Source organism: Leptospira noumeaensis (assembly GCF_004770765.1).
GTDB classification, from domain to species: Bacteria; Spirochaetota; Leptospiria; order Leptospirales; family Leptospiraceae; genus Leptospira_A; species Leptospira_A noumeaensis.
This window is the reverse complement of sequence record NZ_RQFK01000026.1, coordinates 232,368-252,318: the sequence shown is the minus strand read 5'-3', so window position 1 is coordinate 252,318 and position 19,951 is coordinate 232,368. Positions and strand designations below refer to the sequence as shown.

Here is a 19,951-nt window from a genome sequence, read left to right as displayed (position 1 = left end):
TGTAGACAGTGTAAATATAAATGTATACTCTGTCAACATAGAAAGTATACATTGTAAACATTTTTTGATATGAAACCATCCAAAAAAAAACAATCCCGCCCGAAAGCAAATTCTGACACCTCTGCAAAATCAAGTGGATACCACCATGGAAACCTAAGGGAAGAGGTTTTGGAACATTCGAGAAAGGTCTTAGAATCAAAAGGTGTCTCTTCTCTCAGTTTAAGAGATATCGCCACCGATTTAGGTGTGAGCCATACGGCCCCCTATAGACATTTTCCTAAAAAAATGGATCTCCTCCAGGCTTTGGTAACGGAAGGGTTTCAGGAATTAACAAAAGGGATGGAGAGGGCTTGGAACCATTCCGAGGATCCATTGGAAAAGGTGAAAATGGCAGGTGTGGAATATATTTTTCTTCTCCTCAAAAATCCGAGAAGGACTGAACTCATGTTTGGTGGAGAATTATATGTATCGGGAGATCCCATTTCTGAAGATTTAAGAGAATGTGGCAATCAAGCTTATTTAGGAATGTTTAAAATTGTAGAATTTGGCCAAAAGTCTTTAAAATTAAAAAACTCGGTTCCCACTGCAACATTGATGATGAGCTTTTGGAGTGGTGTTCACGGCTTTGCTGTACTCAACGAACGGAAATGGAAACAAATCAAATCCACTGCAGAAGAAACTATCTTTCGTAAAGAAGTGGATCAAATTTTAGAGATTATGATTGAGGGAACCCGTCTGTAAAATAGATGACATGGCTGGTAATGATTGTTTCTTCCCCTTCGGATTCAAATGAAACTTCCATTTCTACTGGGTAATCTTTCAAAACCATCAAAAGGCCAATTCCAGAATGGTGCGGATCATTTTCATTAGTTTCTAATTTTTCAATATACAAATTTTCTAAATTGTCAGCAGAAAAAATCTCTTTTAAACTCGCCTCATAAGCATTAACATTGGATACATTTGTTTTATTGCGAACAAAGATTTCAAAAGTTTTGCCCCTATGGATGAGAGAAATTTCTATATCTGCTTTTTTATCGTGAGAATATTTGGCGGCGTTTTCCAAAAGTTCATTAAACACCGTTGAGATGGAATTTACAATCTCAGAATTTTTCATGTCCATCGATTCGGAGGGAACATTGGGCAAAAAAGAGAATCCATAAAAATAACCAATAAAATCAGAAAGGATTCCAATCCGGCGCCAATATCTCATTAAATCCAAAGGTTTTAATTGGATTTGGATTTTGGATTCAGGTTCGGTATTGTTAGTATTTGTGGATTTTAAATTGCCGTACTTTCGCATAGTCGTAGTTCAACTAAGAAATCTAGACGATTTATCGTAATGCGGCAAGCGCTTTTTCTAATGCGTTTTGCATTAATCGGCGTTCTTCGGGATTTGTGCTCAGTTTATCAAAATGGAGTGGTTTGAGAAGGAAACCCTCATTATCGAACTTCAAAAACGGATTTTCTTTTTTCTCTTGGTCGTTCTTTAAACTGATCACCTGGAAGGTTTCTATCGGTGTGTGGACACCTTTGACAACAATCTCACCCTTTGGTATTGTATCGATGAATTCGTCTATCAGAGATTTGGTTGCGTTGGATATGAGGATTTCCCCAGCATCTGAGGCATGTTCCAACCGAGAGGCTACGTTGACCGGCCCACCTATGATGGTATAATCCATTCTTTCGTTGGTTCCAAAATTCCCAACCGTCACATAACCAGTATTGATTCCAATTCGGCAAGTTAGGTTGTGGTTGATTCCTGATTTTCTCCAATATTCATCTAATGCAGGCAAACTATCTCGCATTTCAATGGCCATCTTAACACAGTTTAACGCATGTGTTTTATCATTTTCGAAACTAGGTGCTCCGAAAAAAATCATGATCGCATCCCCAATGAATTTATCAATGGTTCCACCGTATTTGATGGCAATACTCGACATCACATCTAAATATTTGTTCAGACAGTCCGAAAGGATTTCTGGTTCTATGGAATCTGTGATGGTTGTAAATCCAACAATATCAGAAAAAAATATAGTGAGTTTTCGTCTTTGGTGTGATATCGAAGTTTCTCCTTCTGCACCACCAGTTACCATTTCATAAAGTTGAGGAGATAAATAACGACGCATACGATCCAAGTACATTTGGATGGTTTTGTTATTTTCAAGGAGTTCGTTTTCGATTTCTGTCGAGTGGTCAATGATGTTTTGGTAAAGGACTTCTAATTCTGCGTATTTTGCCCGTTCTTCCTCCAACATTGCTTCATTGTCCATATAATATCCGTTATCCTCTTTTTCTCATAATCATGATGGTAATATCATCGTAAACTTCCATTCCATCAATGAAAACATAAATATCCTTAAAGATAGCATCTAAAATTGCATCTGTTGATTCTAGGCCGATATGTTTTTCTAAAGATTCAATTAACCTATGAGAACCAAATTGTTCTCTTTTTGAGTTTTCTGCCTCAGTAGCTCCATCCGTATACAAAAGAATGATGTCTTTTGGATTGAGATGGATTGGTTTTTCATGGATAAATTCATCGATAGATTCGGTTAAACCAACTAACATACCATTATCAACTGTATCAATGATCTCGGTTTTTTTTGTGGCATGTCGATAAACCATAATGGTTTCATGTTGTCCCGCGGTGGTAAACACACCATTTTTATAGGAAAACAAGGATAAAGTGAGGTTACGAATGTCATTCATCCGCACATGAATGTTGGAAAACAAAATGGAATTGATGGAACGAAGAGATTCTCGTAAGGAAATTACTTTAGAACGTAAGGTGGTGATAAACGCTGACTGAGTCATAAGCATCACAACACCAGAGGCAAGACCGTGGTCGGTTACATCCCCAATCCCAATGTAAACCGTTCCGTCTTCATGGTGGATGACATCATAATAGTCTCCTCCCACTTCATTGGCCGAATCCATTCTCGCTGAAATTTCTAATTCTTGGATTTCTTTTAATTCCTCATTACGGGGAAGTACCATGGCTTGGATTTGCCTTGCTACATCTAACTCCATACCAAGACGCATGTTCTCTTCCAAGATGGCTTGTTTTTCTGTGTTAAAAATTAAATCTGCTTGTTCCTGCGTCGTTCGCGAAGTATTGAGAATGGCATATAGGATGAGACCCCCTGTAACAACCATGTACAGAAGGATGAGAAAAATTCCCATAGGAACAGCACTGACCAAAAAGAAAGTGCTGTTTTGTTCCAAGAATGTTGGTTTCAGATAATCCGATAGTTCAATGAGTTTGGCATTGAAACTTGTCATCTCTGGATAGAAGTAGATGGTCAGTGATGCATACTCAACAATGAGAACGACGACGGCAAAGATGATAGTCTTAGTATTATTACGTATGGAAGCCAGTGCAATCAGGATGAAAAATACATAAATCATCGGGGCTGCATAAACAAGGCTTGGATTTTTTTGAGAGTATGCAGTATACCCTGTAACAAATGTAAGGAGAGTAATTTCTAAAAAGGAAGATAGAAACTTAAAGATATTGAGATACTTTCCCGATTTCTTTAAGGAATACAAAACAACAAAGTTGTAACAGAGAAGAACTAGGATGGCAGAAATCTGGTAGTAGAACTCGATTCGGGGGCGACCGGAAAGAAGGCCTAAGGTAGCAAAAATAACTAAAAATCCTAGGAAGAAGAATCGGAACCGAGTCGCAAAGGTTTCGGCGCGGAATTCTCCCTGGTAGGCAATCTCTTTAAGTTGTTTCTTGTAATAGTCCGAAAGGACGAATCGATTTTCGTTTGAAGGAGATTGCGGCATAGAGTAAAGGTTTCTTTCTTTATATTTCGTGCAATAGAATGCGGAAAATTAGCTTATAAAGTCATACATTTTGCATAAATTGCAAATGATTTTTCATTTTTTTCAGGGAGAAGACTAGGATGAGTCAGATCAGAGTACATTTGGCAACAACAGAGGAAGATCGTAATAAAATCTACCACCTGCGTTACGATATATATGTTCAAGAAATGAACAGAGTCCAAGAGTATGCTGACCACTCCGCAAAAATGATCAAAGAGCCTTTTGATGATACAGGTCATCTTTTCCTCGCGGAAACGGAAGAGGGCGAGTGTATTGGAACAGTCCGTATCAATTTCCGAAAAGATGGAATTTTGGAATGTGAAGAATTATATGAGATGGATCTTTTCCGCCCCTTTTACCCGGACAAAGTTTCTATGTCGACCAAACTCATGGTAAAACGGGAATTTAGGCACACAGCTGCTGCCAGCATGCTCTGTATGAAAATTTACGAACATGCTCGTGAAAATGGAATCGTTATCGATTTTATTGATACCAATCCTCATTTAGTTCGGTTGTACAACCAAGTGGGTTATCGAATGTACAAAAAGAACATCCACCATCCTGAATATGGGATTGTGATTCCGATGGTTTTTTTACTGGATGATAACGAGTATTTAAAACAAATCCATTCACCTTTTCTTCGTTTGGCGAAAAGATATCCTGCCGGAACGGAACTGGCTCGTTTATTTGAAACAAATTTTACTGATTACAAAGACATACGTCCTCTCTTCTCTATGGATGGAGATGATGTTTGGCAAAACATTGTTCATGACATGATGCTCCCGCCTAGTCAGTTTCTCTCTTTCTTAAGAGGATTTACTGAAGAGGAATCAAAGAAGTTACTTTCCATGTTGGATCTAATCGATTATGAAGATGGAGACATTGTGTTCCATCAAAACCAAGAAAGCCAAGGTCTATTTTGTGTTTTAGAGGGAAGTGTGGAAGTGATTGTGAATAGGGATGATGGGGTTCGTTCTACCATTTCCATTTTAAACCAAGGGGAAATTTTTGGAGAGTTGGGATTTGTTTCTAAGTCCAATCGTAATGCAGATATCATTGTTCGCGATCATGCGAAACTATTGATCCTTACACCAAACGAATTTCAAAAACTAGAAATCCAAAGTCCAACCTTAGCAATCAAACTTCTTACCAATTTGTTTGTGATTTTAGCGCAGAGATTTAATGAAATGTCCCGCCGCATGCTCGAATTTAGAAGGTTGTACGAGATGGGCGGAAGGTAATGAAAATAGGGAATTTTGTGGTTTAGGAAATTTCCAAAACCACTTGGTCCCAAAGTTTTTTGAAGTTGGAGAGAGATTTTGACTGCCAAGAAACATTGAGCGATCCCTGGATTTTGATTTGGTAAGCAGCACTTTTCCTTGAATCAATAATAAACATAGAGAGAGTAGTGATCCCCGAACTGTTTACAAATTGTAACTCTCTAAAGTCCATTGTCAGAAGCGAACCTTGGCAAAGTTTCGCAACATCTCTCAAAAATAGTTTTATGGGTTCATAAGCGGGTAAGTTCTGCAATCGGATGGAACCTGTGAATTTGACAGTCTTAGTGGCTTCGTCGTATTGAATATTGTAATCTAAGTCTTTGATTTCCATGAAGCTTCGCCTATTATATCTCTTCTACGTTGATAATTGCTCTTACCGTGATTTCATGAGTATCGGCATCGACCTCATGGAAACTATAACCAAAACGAACCGGGTAATCCTTTAACATCATGAGTAGACCCAAACCGGATTTGGTATCGCCGTCTTCTTTGGTTTCGAGTGTAGAAAAATACATCTCCTCCACGTTCTCCGACAAGAGTTTGTTTACAAAAATCTCAAAACTATCTCGTAAGGTTTTTGACGCCACATTTAAAACATCTATCCTTAAAAGATTTCCGTATTGTTTCAATTCTACGTTGATTCTACCTTCTCTTGCTTTTGAGAATTTAGAAGCATTCTCAAGAAGTTCGTTAATGATGGTAGAGAGAGAGTTGGCTTTGGTTTCACTGGCTTCGTAGCAGTAGGAATAAAATCCAGCTACAAAGTTTGCAGTGAGTCCGCAACGTCTCCAATACGTAGTCATATCGATTGGTTGGAAGATCAATCGAAGTTGGCCATCAGCAGGCAAATTTTCTGGAATGATGTGGTATTCCCCGATAATGATGGGTGACTTTTGATTCAATTTTGCCTCCGTTTATTTTTGGTACAAATGTGTTTCAAGATTGATCGTGAATTTCACACGATTGGACATATAGTCGGATTGGAGTTTGGAATACAAATCCTGCATTCCATCGGGATGGCCCATAAAGGACATCATAGACCAACCTGTCATCATACCCAAATGAATTTTTGGGTAATCGACTACGGGTTTGTCATCATTCCCATCATTGGAAGCAACAAAATCTGTCCTTGCAGCTAGTTTGAATCCAAGGTTTTCCATAAGTGTTGGAACTTTTTCCATCACATACCTGTCAGCGGGATGGATGGTCGCATGTTTGGCAACCATATCCAAAAGCACTTTTGGGCCGGTGAAGGATTTATCGTTCGGACAGTGGATGAGAACCTTTCCACCTGGTTTTAAAACTCGGTAGAATTCTTTTAAAGCTTTTTCTGGTTCTTTGATATGGATGAGAACCATAGAATTGAAAATAAAATCAAAATGGTTGTCTGGATAATCTAGTGCGCGCACATCGGAGACCTTCCAGTCTACTTTTGGATGGCCTAATTTACAATACTGCACCATTTCTTCCGAAATATCGCAGGCAGACCAACGAAGGTTCGGATTTTTTTTCATGAGAAAACTTGTGAGTACACCAGGTCCTGCCCCAGCATCCAAAGCAAGGCCAGATTCTTTTTCAAAGGAAATGGAATCCAAAAAAGGATCGAGGAGGAGTTTGAGGAGATTGGCCTGTGCAGACAATCTCGGCATTTCATCCTGGATGGATATTTTTTGTGTGTATAGATTTTCGCTCAAAGTGGATACGCGCTAAGAAGTGGTTCTAAAAAAAGAAACCTTTTTTAAGGATTGGTCAACTGAAATACCAGTCGGTTTTTTAGGTTTTTTTTAGTAGAACCTCGAAGACGGTCAAAATTTGACATAATGACTTAGAAAAATCATTGGAGTTCGCGTGCCACCACTCCGTCAATATCGCTTCCATTGTAACTTCCAGGCGGCCATGGGAATTTATTCCCCGTGGCGGGATTATTCACATTGCTTGCGGATGTAATTTTGATAAATTTGAATCCGTTTAGTTTGATATTGTTTGCCAAGGTTGTGTCACAACCTATATCATTTGGGTCGGCAGGGTCTAAATTGTCCAAATCAAACCCATCACCACCACCTAACAAAAAGGAACCACCTGTATTGATAAATAGATCTTCGCTTGAGAAAGGTTTGGTGGTCATATTGTAGTAAACAGGTCTAAGCCCTCCAAATCGAGTCCAACTATCAACTAAGTTTACATTAGCCCCCGAGTAACTGGGGTTAAAACCACAATAATTGGTTCCATCGATAGAAACTTGAACGACCGAAGGATCCATAGCGTATGTATTCGAATCATCGGATATCCGGAAACTATTGTCATATACCACAAAGTCCAAATCGGAAACATTTTTTACGGTTCGTCCACCCCAACTGAGAACCATACTGGCTCCGGCTCCAGTAATGTCCAAAGCGTAGACATCCAGAGACCCCACAAGTTCTCCCGCCCCACAAATTCCATTCACTGCTTTTTGTGGATCAGAAAATCCAGGGATACTGGCACTCGAACTAACTACTGTTGTTGCAATGTGAATGTCCGAAGGCAATGGAGATTTGGGACAAAAACTAGCGCTAGTTGCGGCATTTAACAATGGTAATAAGGCAGCTAAATTTTCTTCCCCAGAAGATGAGGGGGATTTTTTACAAGAGGAGAAGGTTACAAATAAGATCAAAATCAAATGACATAATTTGTTTGTTTTTGAAAATTTTTGCATCACATCTCCTAAGTTCTGAACCTATTTTTTAAAGTCCAGTCCAAGTTGAGTTTTCTGTTCTTGAAAGTGCTCTACTAAATGTAAATCCACCACAACCGTTGGTGGCATAGTTTGTTGCATTGCTTGTGACTGTACTTGCTTGTACTTCCGCGAGTGTAGCTTTTCCAGAAACCGCTTCACAAAAATAAAAACATCTTCCAGCTCCAAGTTCACAACCAGAGGTAGTGACAGGTGTGTAATCAATCCTGCCAAAAGTAGAATGTGCGAAGTTATTTCCTCCAGGTGTATTTTGGTAGTATAGTCTTCTTGTGGCTTTGTCGAAGGATAGAATTCTATAAGTGGTATCACCACCACCAAAGTAGTTTGCATTGGAATTATATCCAGAAATGATACTTCCGGATCCATCTGGATTGGTTGCGATGATGAGTCTTCCGTTGGGAGTTCCAGTCATTTGTCCATTGGAATCATACGTATAACCTGCGTTCCACTGCCCGTTGTATTCTAATAAAAAAGATGTGGAGAGTGTACTACCTGCAAGTAAACCAGCGATTAGTTTATAATTTGCATCTGTTTCAGAAACTTGTTTTTCTGTTTGGCATGCGATGAAATGTGTTAGTAAGACCAGTGTAAGGATTGTCGTTTTGATTGTTCTATTCATAGAATTCTCCTAATGTTTCAGTTTTAGGGAACTCCGAATCAAAAATAAACAAATCGTTGTTAGATTCTATTTTGGTAGTATCTAAAATACAGATTTTGTTTGTAATGGTTTCGGGTGCCCCGATTCCTTCGGGGCCCCTTATCCAAATGGAGGCATTTGGAATCAGTGTGTAAAGTGCCTTAACCACGAGGTAAACTTTACGGGGAAGATCTGGCTCACCAAACTTTGGTTTGGATTACAGTTGCGGGTCAGCACAGGAATTTCACCTGTTTCCTCCCTGAAGGTAATTTCAAGGTCTTTCGCACCAGGTTTTTTGTCAAATGTAAAGAACCGCCATGTATGTTGTGAAAATTCATTACATTTTGATTTTTTTTTTAGATTCTAATCACTGAGACAAATTTACTTAGAGAATTTTGCAACCAACCGAGATTCACTTGTTCTAACGAAGTAGAGGAATTATATGTTTTACGTTTTAGGTCGACTGATTGGTTTTATTTTTATGTGGGCATTTGTAAAACCTATGCGCCAAATTTATGGAAGAAAAAAAGTGACTTTGGAAAACGATCACATCTTACGAGAGTTTAGTGGTAAATCTGTGATTTTAATTGCTAATCATATTAAACCTCGGAATAAATTTTTGCGGTTGATCACTCTTCCTTATGATGCCTTTGTGATTCGTGGTGTTTTGAAACGGTATGGAATTTATACAACGGCCCTTGCAAGTATTGATTCTGGTAAAAAACCCAAAGATAGTTTTCAGAAAGCCAAAAAACAAAAAATCGAACAGCTCATCAAAGGGATCGTTACATCGATTGACTTAATCCCCGTGAATCGCAACGAATCAGACCCACGCACAATGAAAGAAATGAAACAACGAATCGCTAAAGGAAGTTTGGGTATTGGTATTTTTCCTGAGGGCACTTGGTTTCGGGGTTTTAGAAAATCTCGAAAACTCCATCCCGGTATGGCCGTACTCAGCAAACGTTATGGTCTACCGATCATTCCTATGTTTTTAGATGCGTATAATTTGAACAAACCCATTCGATTGTCAGTGGGTAACCCCATTCGGGAAGTGAAAGATGCTTCAGAAACAATCAGTTACATCCGAAGTGAACTCCTTCGAATGAAGGACAAAGGAACTTCTGTTTTAGTTCCAAAAAAAGAAGTAGGAGTTTTGAATGAGGAAAATGACGGTTTGGAAGTTTCACCAAGCATCAGTTAAATTTATTTTTACTTAGTAGTTTATTGAAATAAAAACAACTATTTACTGTTAGGGTATTGTTTGCTGAGAAGTTTTTGAAAATAGGAAATCCCTTCTTCGATGGGATTTCCGGATCCTTTCCTTTTGCGAAGCATTCCCGTCATATCCAAAACGATGACTCCATACATCCAACTCCACATCATCCTTGCGATGGCAGGGTATTCATTTTTGGGATAGGGAATTTCACCTGACTCAAAACCAAAACGAACGGTTTCCAAAAAAAATCGGTAACTTTTTGGCAATTGAGGAAATGCTTTTCTATGTACTCCACCGTAATCGGTCACAAACATTACTTTGTGTAACTCACGGTTGTTACTTGCGAAGTTAAAATACCCACGGGCAATGGCTGCCAATTTTTCAAAGGCAAAATTGGAATCTACTTCCGTAATCGCTTTTTTTAACATGGAGAGAAGTTCATCCTCTCCTGATTTGATTAAATCTTGGACAAGGTCAATTTGGCTTTCGTAATAAGAATAAGGACTGGCAACACTACAACCCAATCGGTTGGCAATCTTTCGCATGGAAAGACCTTCCAGCCCTTCTTCCTTTAAAATGAGGAGGGAGACGTCTCTAATTTCCTCACGAGAGAGGCTATTGCGAATCCGTCTTTGTTTGTTTGAAGCTTCCAACATGGATTTGAATCAGTCTGGCCTCCACATTATTCAAATCCATACAAAAATCGAACGTTTTTCTTAAAAAGCAGCGTTGATTTGGGCATAGGCCATATAAGCATCCTTTGCCAGTTGGTTTTTGCCTTGTAAGTAGTTTTGGTTCCATTCAAAGGATTGGGTTGTGGAATTGTATTGGATTTTGCTATTTCGATAGTTGCGTACCGAGTCTCCTGCATCCAAATATCCAAATCCCATCCACAAAGAAACAAAGTCGTTGATTTGCCCATGCCAAGTTAAATCTACTTCTGTATAAATTCGTTTTCCAAGTGCATATGGTGATGAATAAGAATTATTAGAATAATTTTCCGTGCTACCTTTGTCAGCAGAAACAGGATATGGATTTTTTTCACCTAAGGAACTGGTTGAATTTGCCGCTCCACTGATAGCATACCATGCATCTTGTTTTTCAGCTTTATCGTTTTGGAAGTAGGTAACTTGGAACTCTCCCCATGAATCTGTTTTATAACTGATACTCACAGATTTGGAATATAAGTTTTGAGCATTGATATTTTCTGAAATTCCGGCCACACTATTGAAGTAAGGAATGACTCCAAATCTAGGATTGGCAAGGGTCTGGAATGTGGAAACAGAAGCATCGGCTCTATTTTTATCTCCAGATGCATACAAAACCTGACCACCTAATCTTAGTTTTTTGAAGAAAGTGTAACCAGTTTGAAAAACATGCATTTGTCCTGTATATTTTTCTCTTTGTGTTTTTGAGTTATCATATTCGTTCGGAAGGTATTCTTTTAAATAAGGGTCTTGGATTCGTCTACCGCTAGTTCCTGATTGGAATGCTGATTCCCATGTAAAATCCCAAGACTTTCCTTCGGGTAAAAAATTTCCTTTGGTTCTGTTTGTAAGACGAAAACCCGTAGTGAGTAAGTTTTGGTTTTGTCTACTTCGGTTCATGGCTTGTGGGTCATCCACTGAGGCCTCGGGAAGTCCAGTGACGGGATTCATGGGATTTTTTTTCCATTTTCGAACCACTCCCAAACTATAAAGATCCAAGGTAACCCAATCAGGAATCGTAAAACTATTGTATGTTCCGAGTAGTGTTGTATCGGTTCCCGTAGCAGCCGAATTTAATTTTGGATCGTTAGAGGACACTACACCGTTTGTTCCACTTTGTGTCCAATAGGGCCTTGCCATTAAAAAGTGAATTTTAAAATTATCGTAATTGAACATGAGCCTTGCCCCATCAAAGGATAATCCGTTCACTGTCCAGTTACCACCACCTATCATTCGTTGGTCGCCGTAAGCCCAAATTTGTCGTCCAATTTGTAATTTGGAATGGAGGGGGAGTTGGTTTAAGGTTAAAAATGCTTCCCGAATCCCGGTTTGGTTTTGGGAAACTGCGTTGGTTTGGTTTTTAGAATAAATATCTGCTGTATTGTTAAAAAAATTGGCTCGTATGTCGCCTGAGGATGCTGGTGATTCTCCTCCCCAAACACGTGCATCTTGCAATGTTACTTTTGCTTGTACATAAGGACTGGGATCAAAAATAAAATAAATGGAGGAAGTTTGAACTGTTCTATCTATATAACCTTTATCGGATGCATTAAAATCCATATTGTATCTGGATTCTTGCCTTGGTCGTAAGTACAATCCAAAACGTAATACATCATTTAACCAAAATTGGCTAGAGTTTGCTGAGTGTTTAGATAACTCAGGTTCCACAAACATGTGACGGTTGAATTCGGGATCAATTCCCTTTTCCTTCATTGTTGAAACATAGGGTTTGATTACCTCTGTTGTTCCTTGCGGATTCGGTGTTTCCGTTGGTTCTGCCATTGTAATTGTTAGCGGTAAAAATACCGCTAACAATAGAAAATAGAAATAACCTTTTGAATTAAACATGATGTATCCCCTTTTCTGATTTAAAATTTTTAACTTAAACGGTTCCTGCAATTACTTTAAGAATATAAAAGTATAATGGAATTCCAATGATTATATTGATTGGAAAAACAATCGATAATGCAACCGTTAAATAGATACTAGGGTTTGCTTCTGGAATGGAATCTTTCATGGCAGCAGGGACTGCGATGTAAGAAGCCGAAGCACAGAGTACAACAAACATTAGTGCATCTCCAATTGGCATCTGGATGATTTTAGTCAGTAGGATGGAGATGACTACGTTGATGATCATAATCACGAGGGCAGATCCAATGAGGAAAAAACCTACTTTTTTCATTTCCTTCATTTGTTTTGCCGCATCGATTCCTTTATCTAACAAGAAGAATGTAAGTAGACCTTTGAAAATATCTTCTGTAAATGGTTTGGTTGTATTCCATCCAGACTCACCTGAAAGATAACCAACAATCAAGGCTCCAATCAGAATATATACGGAAGAGCTAAAAAAAGCTTCGTGAAGCAAATGGCCCCATTTGATTTTTTCATTTTGGTTTCCGTTACTTTTCTTTTTACCCAATCGATCAATGATCACAGCAAGAACAATGGCAGGTGATTCCATAAGTGCCATTCCTGCAACGATGAATCCTTGGTATTCATATCCATAACTATGTAAAAATGCTCCCGCTGTTACGAAGGTCACAGCACTAATGGATCCAAAACTTCCTGCAAGTGCTGCAGAATTCGCATGATCGAGTTTAGCTCTAAATATAAAGTAAGAGTAAATCGGAACAAAACATGCCATAAACATACAAGCAATGAGTGTGAGTAAATGTTCTTCGGCAAAAGGAGATTTGAAAAGTTCATGTCCTCCTTTGAATCCGATAGAGAACAAAAGATACAAAGATAGAAATTTAGATACTCCCTCTGTAATCCTTAAGTCTGATTTGAAGAAAACGACACCCATTCCTAAAAAGAAAAAGAGCACCGGTGGGTTGAGAATATTGTTGAGTGCTGCGTGGAAATCCATAATTTCCCCCCTATACTTGTCATCATTTTAGACACCTTTTTTGTCCAATATCATAAAATTGGACAAAAAATAATGGATTTCCAATTCCATCAAAATTCGAATTCGCTTTCGTAGTTGCTGAATTTGCAAAGACTGGTGTTTCCGATGAAACAAATGGCCAAAATCATGCTCCTATTGGCAATCGTTGCTGGTTCGGGGGGGTGTCTTTGGAAACCTGAAAGTTTCTACGGCCGGAACATCAGTCGGAATGTCCAATTTTTAGTACCCCACAAGACAGAAATTCCCAAAACCTGTAACCATGAATCCATTCAATCATTGCGGGATTTTGTCTGGATGGACAATCTCAGTGCTGATTCCTTACGAGGAAAACGAGAACTCGGGGGACAATGGGTTCGTGTTGAGATCAAAAACGAAACACCGGTAGAAATCTATTTTAGCATTCTGATCCAATGGATCAATATCCCTTTTGTCGAACTTTGTTCGGAAGGGGGTGATGGGCAGGTCACCACTTCTTATAGCGGATATGTTTGGGAAGATTGGATGGAGGTACTTTCTCCTTTTCCACATTTCAACGTGACACTGAAAGCTAACGAAAGTCGTTATTTTTATATCTATTTAGTTTCCAATGAAGATCTAAATTTCCCAATTCGTACTGTATCAGAATCCAGTTATCGCTCGATTGTATTGTTTCGTTTTTTAACATTTTTGTTTTTTACGATGATGGGAATTGTTTCTTTTGGGTGGGCCATCTCTGAATATTTAAAATCAAAAGAAGGCATCTACATTTCGATTTTAGTGCATTTTCTAATGTTTTTCCTCCTTGTGTACTCTGTGCACGGTAAAGAGATTGTTTCTATATTTGGAAATTCCAATGACTTAGTCAGACATTCATATTATATCTTTTTATCTATTAACCATTTTATATTTTTTCTTTATTTAAAATCTTTCGATCGGTTTCTAGGAAATCGTTTTTCGAACCACCCGGGGTTTTGGGTTTCTGGATTTGCAGGTTTTCTTTATTTGTTAGTTCCTCTGTATCCAAGAGTGTATGAGTTTAGAATTTTTCTAGTTCTATCTATATTTGGAACCGCTGCTTATTATTTATTCAAAACTCATCATACTTTGTTATCAAAAGAAGAAAGTGATGTTCGGCCCTATGTATTTGGTTGGTTCTTTTTCCTTTTTTCCGTCTTCTTAAAGACATTGTTCCATTTTGATTTTTATCCCTACCAACCTTTCTTTATTTATGCGGCAGTGTTTTATCTTCCCTTTTTAACAGCAGGTTCCTTTTTGTTTTTACGAAATTATGAAAAAAGAGATAAATCAAAAACCAGATACCGATCTCTTTCCTTAAAGTTAGATAAAGCAGAATTTAGAAATAAATTAGAATCTCTGTTAGCTTCTGAAAAAATATTTTTGGATCCCAACTGTAACGAGGAGATGATCGCTTCAAAAATGGGACTCTCCTATCATCAGTTAAGTGAGCTGATTAATTCTGAATACAACTTCAATTTTCCAAGTCTGTTAAACCAATATAGAATCAAAGAAGCGATGGCCATACTCAATGGAAGACCAGAACTGAATGTAGCTGAGGTGGGAAAACTTTCAGGATTTGGATCCAGATCGGCGTTTTATCTGGAGTTCAAAAAACAGTCTGGAGTCAACCCAAACCAATTTCGGAAAAATAAAAACATATAGATATACAATTAGTTAATTAGAGAGAGAGGACGTTCCCTATGAACAGCAAAGACAATATAAAAGATTGGTTACCCGGATTAAAGGAAAATTGGCGATCGGACATTTTGTCCGGTTTTATTGTGTTTCTGATAGCGTTACCTTTGTGTTTGGGTATCTCACTTGCATCGGGGGCTCCACCGATGGCAGGGATTTTTTCAGGAATTGTGGGTGGGATTATAGTCTCTCTACTCAGTGGTTCGCACCTTACCATCAACGGTCCCGCAGCAGGTCTAATTGCTGTTGTGCTCAACTCCATTATGGTTTTAGGTGGTGGAGATCCAAAACTTGGTTTTGAATTAACATTAGCTGCCATTGTGATTGCCGGTGCCATCCAAGTGGTTTTGGGACTAGTGAAAGCTGGAAATTTAACTGTTTATTTCCCAATTTCAGTGGTTCACGGTATGATGGCCGCGATCGGAATCATTATCATTTCCAAACAGTTTTATGTAGCTCTTGGAATTACTCCTAAATCCAAAACCATTGGTGGTTTGTTAATGGAAATTCCCTTTAGTTTATCTCTTGTGAATCCAGAAGTTGCTATCATTGGTATTTCTGCCATTTTGATCATAGCCATTTTAGCAAAAATCAAAAACCCACTACTCAAAAAATTACCGGCACCACTTGTAGCTGTGTTAGTTGGAATCGTTCTGGGTATTGTATTTGATTTGGCAGATGAACATTCCTATACACTTCTTGATCAAACTTATAAAATTGGTCCCGAAAAATTAGTAAACCTTCCTGATCATATTTACGATGGAATCACATTTCCCGATTTTTCTAGATGGAAAGATGGGATTTTTTGGGTAATGGTCGTTACTATTGCTCTCATTGCTAGCATTGAATCATTGTTAACTGCTACGGCAGTAGATAATACTGATCCTTATCGCCGTAAATCGAATATGGATCGTGAACTCGTAGCAAAAGGTGCTGGTAATTTCTTTTTGGGTTGGATCGGTGGATTACCAATCATTTCAGAGGTGGTTAGGTCTTCTGCCAATATTGAAAATGGGGCAAAAACAAGATTTTCCAATTTTTTCCATGGCCTATTTTTACTTTTTTTCATTTTACTTCTGCCAGGTCTTATCCATCGAATTCCTCTCGCGTCACTTGCCGGGATTTTGATTATGGTAGGTGTTCGTTTGGCCTCTCCTCATGTTTTTAAAGAAACATATGAAAAAGGATGGGATCAAATTGTAATTTTTATTGTAACAGTCATTCTAACAATCGTAGAAGATTTGTTAGTTGGCGTTCTTTGTGGGATTATCACAGCAATTTTGATTCAGATTTATTTTGGTGTTCCTCTTCGTTATATTTTTGTGGCCGATATTACGATTAAATCTGAAAACAAAGTACATGAATTATATGTCAGACAGGCTCTGTTGTTTTCCAATATGATTTCATTGAAATTGTTATTTAGAAAAATTGCTCCTGGTGAACGAGTGGATCTTAAATTTGATCAGAACGTAAAAATGATCGGATTTTCGGCCATCGAGTTTTTACAAAGTTTCAAACGAGACTATGAATCGAGAGGTGGGCAGGTAAATTTGATAGGATTTGAGGACTTAAAACCTATCTCTGCTTATTACGGAGCAACTCGAATCCACAAGTAGTTACCAAAAAATTCTTGTAACCTATTGTTTTCAAACCAATATCCATTTATGCAGAGGATATTGGTTTTTTCTTTCCTTTTGATTTTCCCCTTATCCCTTCTAGCCAGGGATGTACCTCGACTTAAGGCTCGTGTGACAGACGAAACATGGACATTGAGTCCCGGGTTTGTTGCCGCTTTAGAAAAAAAGTTACGGGATCATGAAAGTAAAACTAGCAACCAGATTGCGGTGTATGTGATTCCTTCACTTGAGGGAGAAGTGTTAGAAAATTATTCCCTTCGCGTTGCAGAAACATGGAAACTGGGACAAAAGAAAAATGACAATGGGGTTCTGTTGTTAATTGCCTTAGATGACAGAAAGTTGCGTATTGAAGTTGGTTATGGTTTGGAGGGTATTTTAACGGATGTTATTTGCCACCATATCATAGAAAAAGAAATTAAACCTTATTTTAAAAAAGGAAATTTTGAATCAGGAATCCAAAATGGAGTGAATACAATCCTTGCAGTCATTGAAGGTGAATATTCCGTTCCACCGGCTGAAGATTTTTCTCATTTGGGGCCTTTATCTTTCTTGGGACAACTTTCCGGTGCTCATTTAGAGATGCCTATTGTGATGCGAGTTGTCTTAACGATATTTGTTTTCTTTGTATTGAGTATATTTACTTATGCGGCCGCTACCATACCTTACTTTGGTTGGTTTATCTATTTTTTTCTTTTTCCTTTTTGGAGTTTGTTTCCTACAGCCATTCATGGGGCCAATGTTGGAGCGAGCATATTTTTAATTTATGCAATAGGTACAGGACTTTATAAACTATATCACCTGCTAACGCCACAGGGACGAAAACGAATGAGAGAAAAAATATACAGTGGGTCTTCTGGTGGGTCTGGAGGAAGTCGAGGATGGTCAAGTAGTGGAGGGAGTTCCGGTGGTTTTAGTGGAGGCGGAGGTAGTTTTGGCGGTGGTGGAAGTTCTGGAAGTTGGTAATTTTTTATTAAAAAATGTAATCTCGGGAACTTTGTCAATCAAACTTAGGTTTAGTATATAGTGAATTTGATTAGAATTATATTTTCTGTTTTTCTGATTTCTTTTTTGGGTTCGCTCGCTGCTAAACCAATCCAACTCAAAGAACTTTGGCAGACCGCATTACAATCCAATCCAGAATTTTTATCTGCGAAAGCTGACTATGACAAAGCATTTTTTGAAAATGAAAAAAGTTACGCAGGATATTTACCTACAGTGAATGTTTTGGCTTCGGCAAGACAGTCCTCTGCCAATTTTAGTGGATCAGGGACTGTCAATGATCCTTTGATTAATGGGTCAAGTGCGGGATCTAATACCAACCAACAATCAAGTACAGGAGAATCAAGGCCTACAGCAATTAATCGTTATTCGGTTGGTCTTAGTACAAACCAAAATCTTTTTGCAGGATTTAAAGACAAAAGTGGGATCGAAAAAACGGAAGCTTTGCTTCAAGCAGCAAAACAAACATTACATGATTCGCGTTTGAAAATTTGTTTTGAATTGAAGTCGGGATATGCACAAATGTTGTATGCGAAAGAACTCCACCAACTTTCTGAAAAAATTAAAGAAAGACGGGCCAAAAACCGTGATTTGGTAAAACTTCGTTATGAAGTAGGTAGGGAACATAAAGGAAGTTTTTTGCTAAGTGAGTCCTTTGTTAAACAATCAGAGTTTGAAGTTTCTTCTGCTTTCCGTCTTTTTGAAAGTAATTTAAACGAAGTAGAAAGAGTGATTGCTAATCGTTTGGATGTGAATATTCACTCTGATTTTTTTTATGAACCAACAATGGAGAAGAAGTTTTCGGATAAAGAAAAAGAAACCTTACTCGAATCACATCCATCGGTAATGGCCGAACAATCCAAGGTAAGGGCTGCACAGGCAAATATTGGTGTGGCAGAAGCAGGGTTTTATCCCGAGCTCAATTTAAGTGCAACAGTTACGAGACAAGATGATGTTTGGTTGCCTAAACCTAGAAATTATAGTTTTGGTTTGAATTTGACCTATCCCTTGTTTAATGGTGGTAGAGATTATTATAATGTGAAGATTGCAAAAACGGAATATGAAAAATCCATTCATACAAGAGATTCTAAAAAAAATTCGCTTTCTTTTTCGTTGGAACAGTCACATCTCAATTTTATTAATGCATCGGAACAATTAATTGTATTAACCGAGTTTTATAAGGCATCGGAGATTCGTGCGATGATCGCTAGGTCACAATATTCGAATGGACTCATCAGTTTTGAAAATTGGGATATCATAGAAAACGATTTAATCAACCGGGAAAAAAATCTTTTACTTGGTAAGAGAGATTTGGGTTTGGCGGAAGCTACTTACTTAAGAAACTTAGGAAAGTGTTTTGATGAAGATTAAACTGATACTCATTGCAGTCACTGTAATTGTTCTTTCGATTGCGCTTTATTTATTTGGTTTTGGGAAATCAAAACCAAACTCCAAATTAGAGTCTTCGAAAGTGTTTGTCGGTGATTTAATTGTTACCGTTCGGGCAACAGGAACTGCTATTCCCAAAAATCGATTGGAAATCAAACCCCCCATTGCTGGTCGTGTGGAATCCATTTTAGTAAATGAAGGAACACAGGTCGGCCGTGGTAAAATCATCGCTTGGATGAGTTCGACCGAAAGGGCCGCTCTTTTAGATGCAGCCAGAGCCAAAGGGGAAGTCGAATTAAAGAAGTGGGAAGATTTTTATAAACCTACACCAGTCATTTCACCTTTGCGAGGTTTGGTGATTGCATCGAACATTAGCCCAGGGCAAACAGTCACACAACAAGATATCCTGTATGTTCTTTCTGATAACTTGATGGTACAAGCAAAGGTAGATGAAACTGATTTATCCAAAATAAAAATTGGTCAGTTTGCAAATGTAATTGTTGATTCTTATTCAAATTCTCCGATCAGAGCCAAAGTATCTCATATTGGTTATGAAGCGGTAACTGAAAACAATGTGACCATGTACAATGTGGATTTAGAATTAAAGACAATTCCTGAATATCTAAGGAGTGGAATGTCAATCACTATCGACTTTATTCTTTCTGAAGAAAGGAACGTATTGTTAATCCCAAACGAATTCGTAAAGGGAACTGGTGGTAGAGGAAAGGTAACAAAAAAAGTAGAAGGTGAACTTGTTGAAACTGCTGTTTCTATAGGGAACTCAGATGAACAAAATACTGTTATCCTCTCTGGTGTTACAGAAAATGAAATGGTTTATCGAAAGAAAAAAATCCAAGAAGAAAAAAAGACTAGTTCCGGTGGCCCCTTCTCCTCACCAAAAATACCAAAGAGATAACT

The 19,951-nt window shown here is 38.2% G+C and carries 19 protein-coding genes and 1 riboswitch; of the genes, 8 read left to right on the top strand and 11 right to left on the bottom strand.

The features are described from left to right. Window positions 1-69 precede the first annotated feature (69 nt). Window positions 70-741: a TetR/AcrR family transcriptional regulator gene (locus EHQ24_RS09265; protein ID WP_135601379.1), complete on the top strand. Its 672-nt coding sequence runs from the start codon at window positions 70-72 to the stop codon at window positions 739-741. Here the strand turns inward: EHQ24_RS09265 and EHQ24_RS09260 are convergent. From EHQ24_RS09260 to EHQ24_RS09250, 3 genes are read right to left on the bottom strand one after another with little or no spacing between them, the layout of a single operon-like run. Beyond that, window positions 716-1,300 (bottom strand): DUF6272 family protein, encoded by a 585-nt coding sequence (locus tag EHQ24_RS09260; protein WP_135601378.1) that lies wholly within the window; start codon window positions 1,298-1,300, stop codon window positions 716-718. The two genes, EHQ24_RS09265 and EHQ24_RS09260, sit on opposite strands and share 26 nt — an antisense overlap. A 31-nt stretch (window positions 1,301-1,331) precedes the next feature. Then, complete coding sequence (locus tag EHQ24_RS09255; RefSeq protein WP_135601377.1) at window positions 1,332-2,270, bottom strand: adenylate/guanylate cyclase domain-containing protein; 939 nt, start codon at window positions 2,268-2,270, stop codon at window positions 1,332-1,334. 10 nt (window positions 2,271-2,280) lie between these two features. Continuing rightward, complete coding sequence (locus EHQ24_RS09250; RefSeq protein WP_135601376.1) at window positions 2,281-3,792, bottom strand: PP2C family protein-serine/threonine phosphatase; 1,512 nt, start codon at window positions 3,790-3,792, stop codon at window positions 2,281-2,283. Window positions 3,793-3,911: 119 nt separating this feature from the next. Here EHQ24_RS09250 and EHQ24_RS09245 point away from each other — a divergent pair, with 119 nt between their 5' ends. After that, a complete protein-coding gene (locus EHQ24_RS09245; protein ID WP_135601375.1) occupies window positions 3,912-5,072 on the top strand; it encodes a GNAT family N-acetyltransferase in 1,161 nt (386 codons plus the stop codon). A 22-nt stretch (window positions 5,073-5,094) separates the two neighbouring features. Here EHQ24_RS09245 and EHQ24_RS09240 read toward each other — a convergent pair whose 3' ends face one another. The 5 genes from EHQ24_RS09240 to EHQ24_RS09220 all read right to left on the bottom strand — a co-directional run bounded on the left by EHQ24_RS09240 (window position 5,095) and on the right by EHQ24_RS09220 (window position 8,464). Next, on the bottom strand, window positions 5,095-5,442 hold the full coding sequence (locus EHQ24_RS09240) for a slr1659 superfamily regulator (protein WP_135601374.1): 348 nt from the start codon (window positions 5,440-5,442) through the stop codon (window positions 5,095-5,097). Window positions 5,443-5,455: 13 nt separating this feature from the next. Next, a complete protein-coding gene (locus tag EHQ24_RS09235) occupies window positions 5,456-6,013 on the bottom strand; it encodes a slr1658 superfamily regulator (RefSeq protein ID WP_135582949.1) in 558 nt (185 codons plus the stop codon). A gap of 12 nt (window positions 6,014-6,025) precedes the next feature. Then, window positions 6,026-6,805 (bottom strand): class I SAM-dependent methyltransferase, encoded by a 780-nt coding sequence (locus tag EHQ24_RS09230; protein ID WP_244310364.1) that lies wholly within the window; start codon window positions 6,803-6,805, stop codon window positions 6,026-6,028. 140 nt (window positions 6,806-6,945) lie between these two features. Then, a complete protein-coding gene (locus EHQ24_RS09225; RefSeq protein ID WP_135601373.1) occupies window positions 6,946-7,806 on the bottom strand; it encodes an LIC_13355 family lipoprotein in 861 nt (286 codons plus the stop codon). 28 nt (window positions 7,807-7,834) lie between these two features. Beyond that, the gene (locus EHQ24_RS09220) at window positions 7,835-8,464 is read right to left on the bottom strand and encodes a hypothetical protein (protein ID WP_135601372.1); all 630 of its coding nucleotides are present in this window, start codon (window positions 8,462-8,464) and stop codon (window positions 7,835-7,837) included. 189 nt (window positions 8,465-8,653) lie between these two features. Next, window positions 8,654-8,780: riboswitch (cobalamin riboswitch) on the bottom strand. 144 nt (window positions 8,781-8,924) lie between these two features. Here EHQ24_RS09220 and EHQ24_RS09215 point away from each other — a divergent pair. Next, the gene (locus tag EHQ24_RS09215; protein ID WP_135601371.1) at window positions 8,925-9,686 is read left to right on the top strand and encodes a lysophospholipid acyltransferase family protein; all 762 of its coding nucleotides are present in this window, start codon (window positions 8,925-8,927) and stop codon (window positions 9,684-9,686) included. Window positions 9,687-9,724: 38 nt separating this feature from the next. Here the strand turns inward: EHQ24_RS09215 and EHQ24_RS09210 are convergent, their stop codons facing one another. From EHQ24_RS09210 to EHQ24_RS09200, 3 genes are read right to left on the bottom strand one after another with little or no spacing between them, the layout of a single operon-like run. After that, the gene (locus EHQ24_RS09210; RefSeq protein ID WP_135601370.1) at window positions 9,725-10,357 is read right to left on the bottom strand and encodes a TetR/AcrR family transcriptional regulator; all 633 of its coding nucleotides are present in this window, start codon (window positions 10,355-10,357) and stop codon (window positions 9,725-9,727) included. Between the two features lie 60 nt (window positions 10,358-10,417). After that, window positions 10,418-12,256 (bottom strand): alginate export family protein, encoded by a 1,839-nt coding sequence (locus tag EHQ24_RS09205; RefSeq protein ID WP_135601369.1) that lies wholly within the window; start codon window positions 12,254-12,256, stop codon window positions 10,418-10,420. A gap of 34 nt (window positions 12,257-12,290) precedes the next feature. Then, the gene (locus EHQ24_RS09200) at window positions 12,291-13,277 is read right to left on the bottom strand and encodes a sodium-dependent bicarbonate transport family permease (protein ID WP_135601368.1); all 987 of its coding nucleotides are present in this window, start codon (window positions 13,275-13,277) and stop codon (window positions 12,291-12,293) included. A 333-nt stretch (window positions 13,278-13,610) separates the two neighbouring features. Here EHQ24_RS09200 and EHQ24_RS09195 point away from each other — a divergent pair, with 333 nt between their 5' ends. From EHQ24_RS09195 to EHQ24_RS09175, 5 genes are all read left to right on the top strand, one after another. After that, window positions 13,611-14,975, top strand: a complete 1,365-nt coding sequence (locus EHQ24_RS09195; protein ID WP_244310363.1) for a helix-turn-helix domain-containing protein — start codon at window positions 13,611-13,613, stop codon at window positions 14,973-14,975. A 38-nt stretch (window positions 14,976-15,013) separates the two neighbouring features. Beyond that, window positions 15,014-16,624, top strand: a complete 1,611-nt coding sequence (locus tag EHQ24_RS09190; protein ID WP_135601366.1) for a SulP family inorganic anion transporter — start codon at window positions 15,014-15,016, stop codon at window positions 16,622-16,624. A 132-nt stretch (window positions 16,625-16,756) separates the two neighbouring features. Beyond that, a complete protein-coding gene (locus EHQ24_RS09185) occupies window positions 16,757-17,608 on the top strand; it encodes a TPM domain-containing protein (protein ID WP_244310362.1) in 852 nt (283 codons plus the stop codon). A gap of 66 nt (window positions 17,609-17,674) precedes the next feature. Beyond that, window positions 17,675-19,015, top strand: coding sequence for a TolC family protein (locus EHQ24_RS09180; protein ID WP_425270091.1), 1,341 nt, complete (start codon window positions 17,675-17,677; stop codon window positions 19,013-19,015). Continuing rightward, on the top strand, window positions 19,005-19,949 hold the full coding sequence (locus tag EHQ24_RS09175; RefSeq protein WP_135601363.1) for an efflux RND transporter periplasmic adaptor subunit: 945 nt from the start codon (window positions 19,005-19,007) through the stop codon (window positions 19,947-19,949). Before EHQ24_RS09180 ends, EHQ24_RS09175 begins: the two co-directional genes overlap by 11 nt. Window positions 19,950-19,951: the final 2 nt, after the last annotated feature.

Excerpts from the sequence above, each read along its gene's own strand:
- EHQ24_RS09265 (WP_135601379.1), top strand. The coding sequence starts at position 70 with ATGAAACCATCCAAAAAAAAACAATCCCGCCCGAAAGCAAATTCTGAC.
- EHQ24_RS09260 (WP_135601378.1), bottom strand. The coding sequence starts at position 1,300 with ATGCGAAAGTACGGCAATTTAAAATCCACAAATACTAACAATACCGAA.
- EHQ24_RS09255 (WP_135601377.1), bottom strand. The coding sequence starts at position 2,270 with ATGGACAATGAAGCAATGTTGGAGGAAGAACGGGCAAAATACGCAGAA.
- EHQ24_RS09250 (WP_135601376.1), bottom strand. The coding sequence starts at position 3,792 with ATGCCGCAATCTCCTTCAAACGAAAATCGATTCGTCCTTTCGGACTAT.
- EHQ24_RS09245 (WP_135601375.1), top strand. The coding sequence starts at position 3,912 with ATGAGTCAGATCAGAGTACATTTGGCAACAACAGAGGAAGATCGTAAT.
- EHQ24_RS09240 (WP_135601374.1), bottom strand. The coding sequence starts at position 5,442 with ATGGAAATCAAAGACTTAGATTACAATATTCAATACGACGAAGCCACT.
- EHQ24_RS09225 (WP_135601373.1), bottom strand. The coding sequence starts at position 7,806 with ATGCAAAAATTTTCAAAAACAAACAAATTATGTCATTTGATTTTGATC.
- EHQ24_RS09220 (WP_135601372.1), bottom strand. The coding sequence starts at position 8,464 with ATGAATAGAACAATCAAAACGACAATCCTTACACTGGTCTTACTAACA.
- EHQ24_RS09215 (WP_135601371.1), top strand. The coding sequence starts at position 8,925 with ATGTTTTACGTTTTAGGTCGACTGATTGGTTTTATTTTTATGTGGGCA.
- EHQ24_RS09210 (WP_135601370.1), bottom strand. The coding sequence starts at position 10,357 with ATGTTGGAAGCTTCAAACAAACAAAGACGGATTCGCAATAGCCTCTCT.
- EHQ24_RS09205 (WP_135601369.1), bottom strand. The coding sequence starts at position 12,256 with ATGTTTAATTCAAAAGGTTATTTCTATTTTCTATTGTTAGCGGTATTT.
- EHQ24_RS09200 (WP_135601368.1), bottom strand. The coding sequence starts at position 13,277 with ATGGATTTCCACGCAGCACTCAACAATATTCTCAACCCACCGGTGCTC.
- EHQ24_RS09195 (WP_244310363.1), top strand. The coding sequence starts at position 13,611 with ATGGACAATCTCAGTGCTGATTCCTTACGAGGAAAACGAGAACTCGGG.
- EHQ24_RS09190 (WP_135601366.1), top strand. The coding sequence starts at position 15,014 with ATGAACAGCAAAGACAATATAAAAGATTGGTTACCCGGATTAAAGGAA.
- EHQ24_RS09175 (WP_135601363.1), top strand. The coding sequence starts at position 19,005 with ATGAAGATTAAACTGATACTCATTGCAGTCACTGTAATTGTTCTTTCG.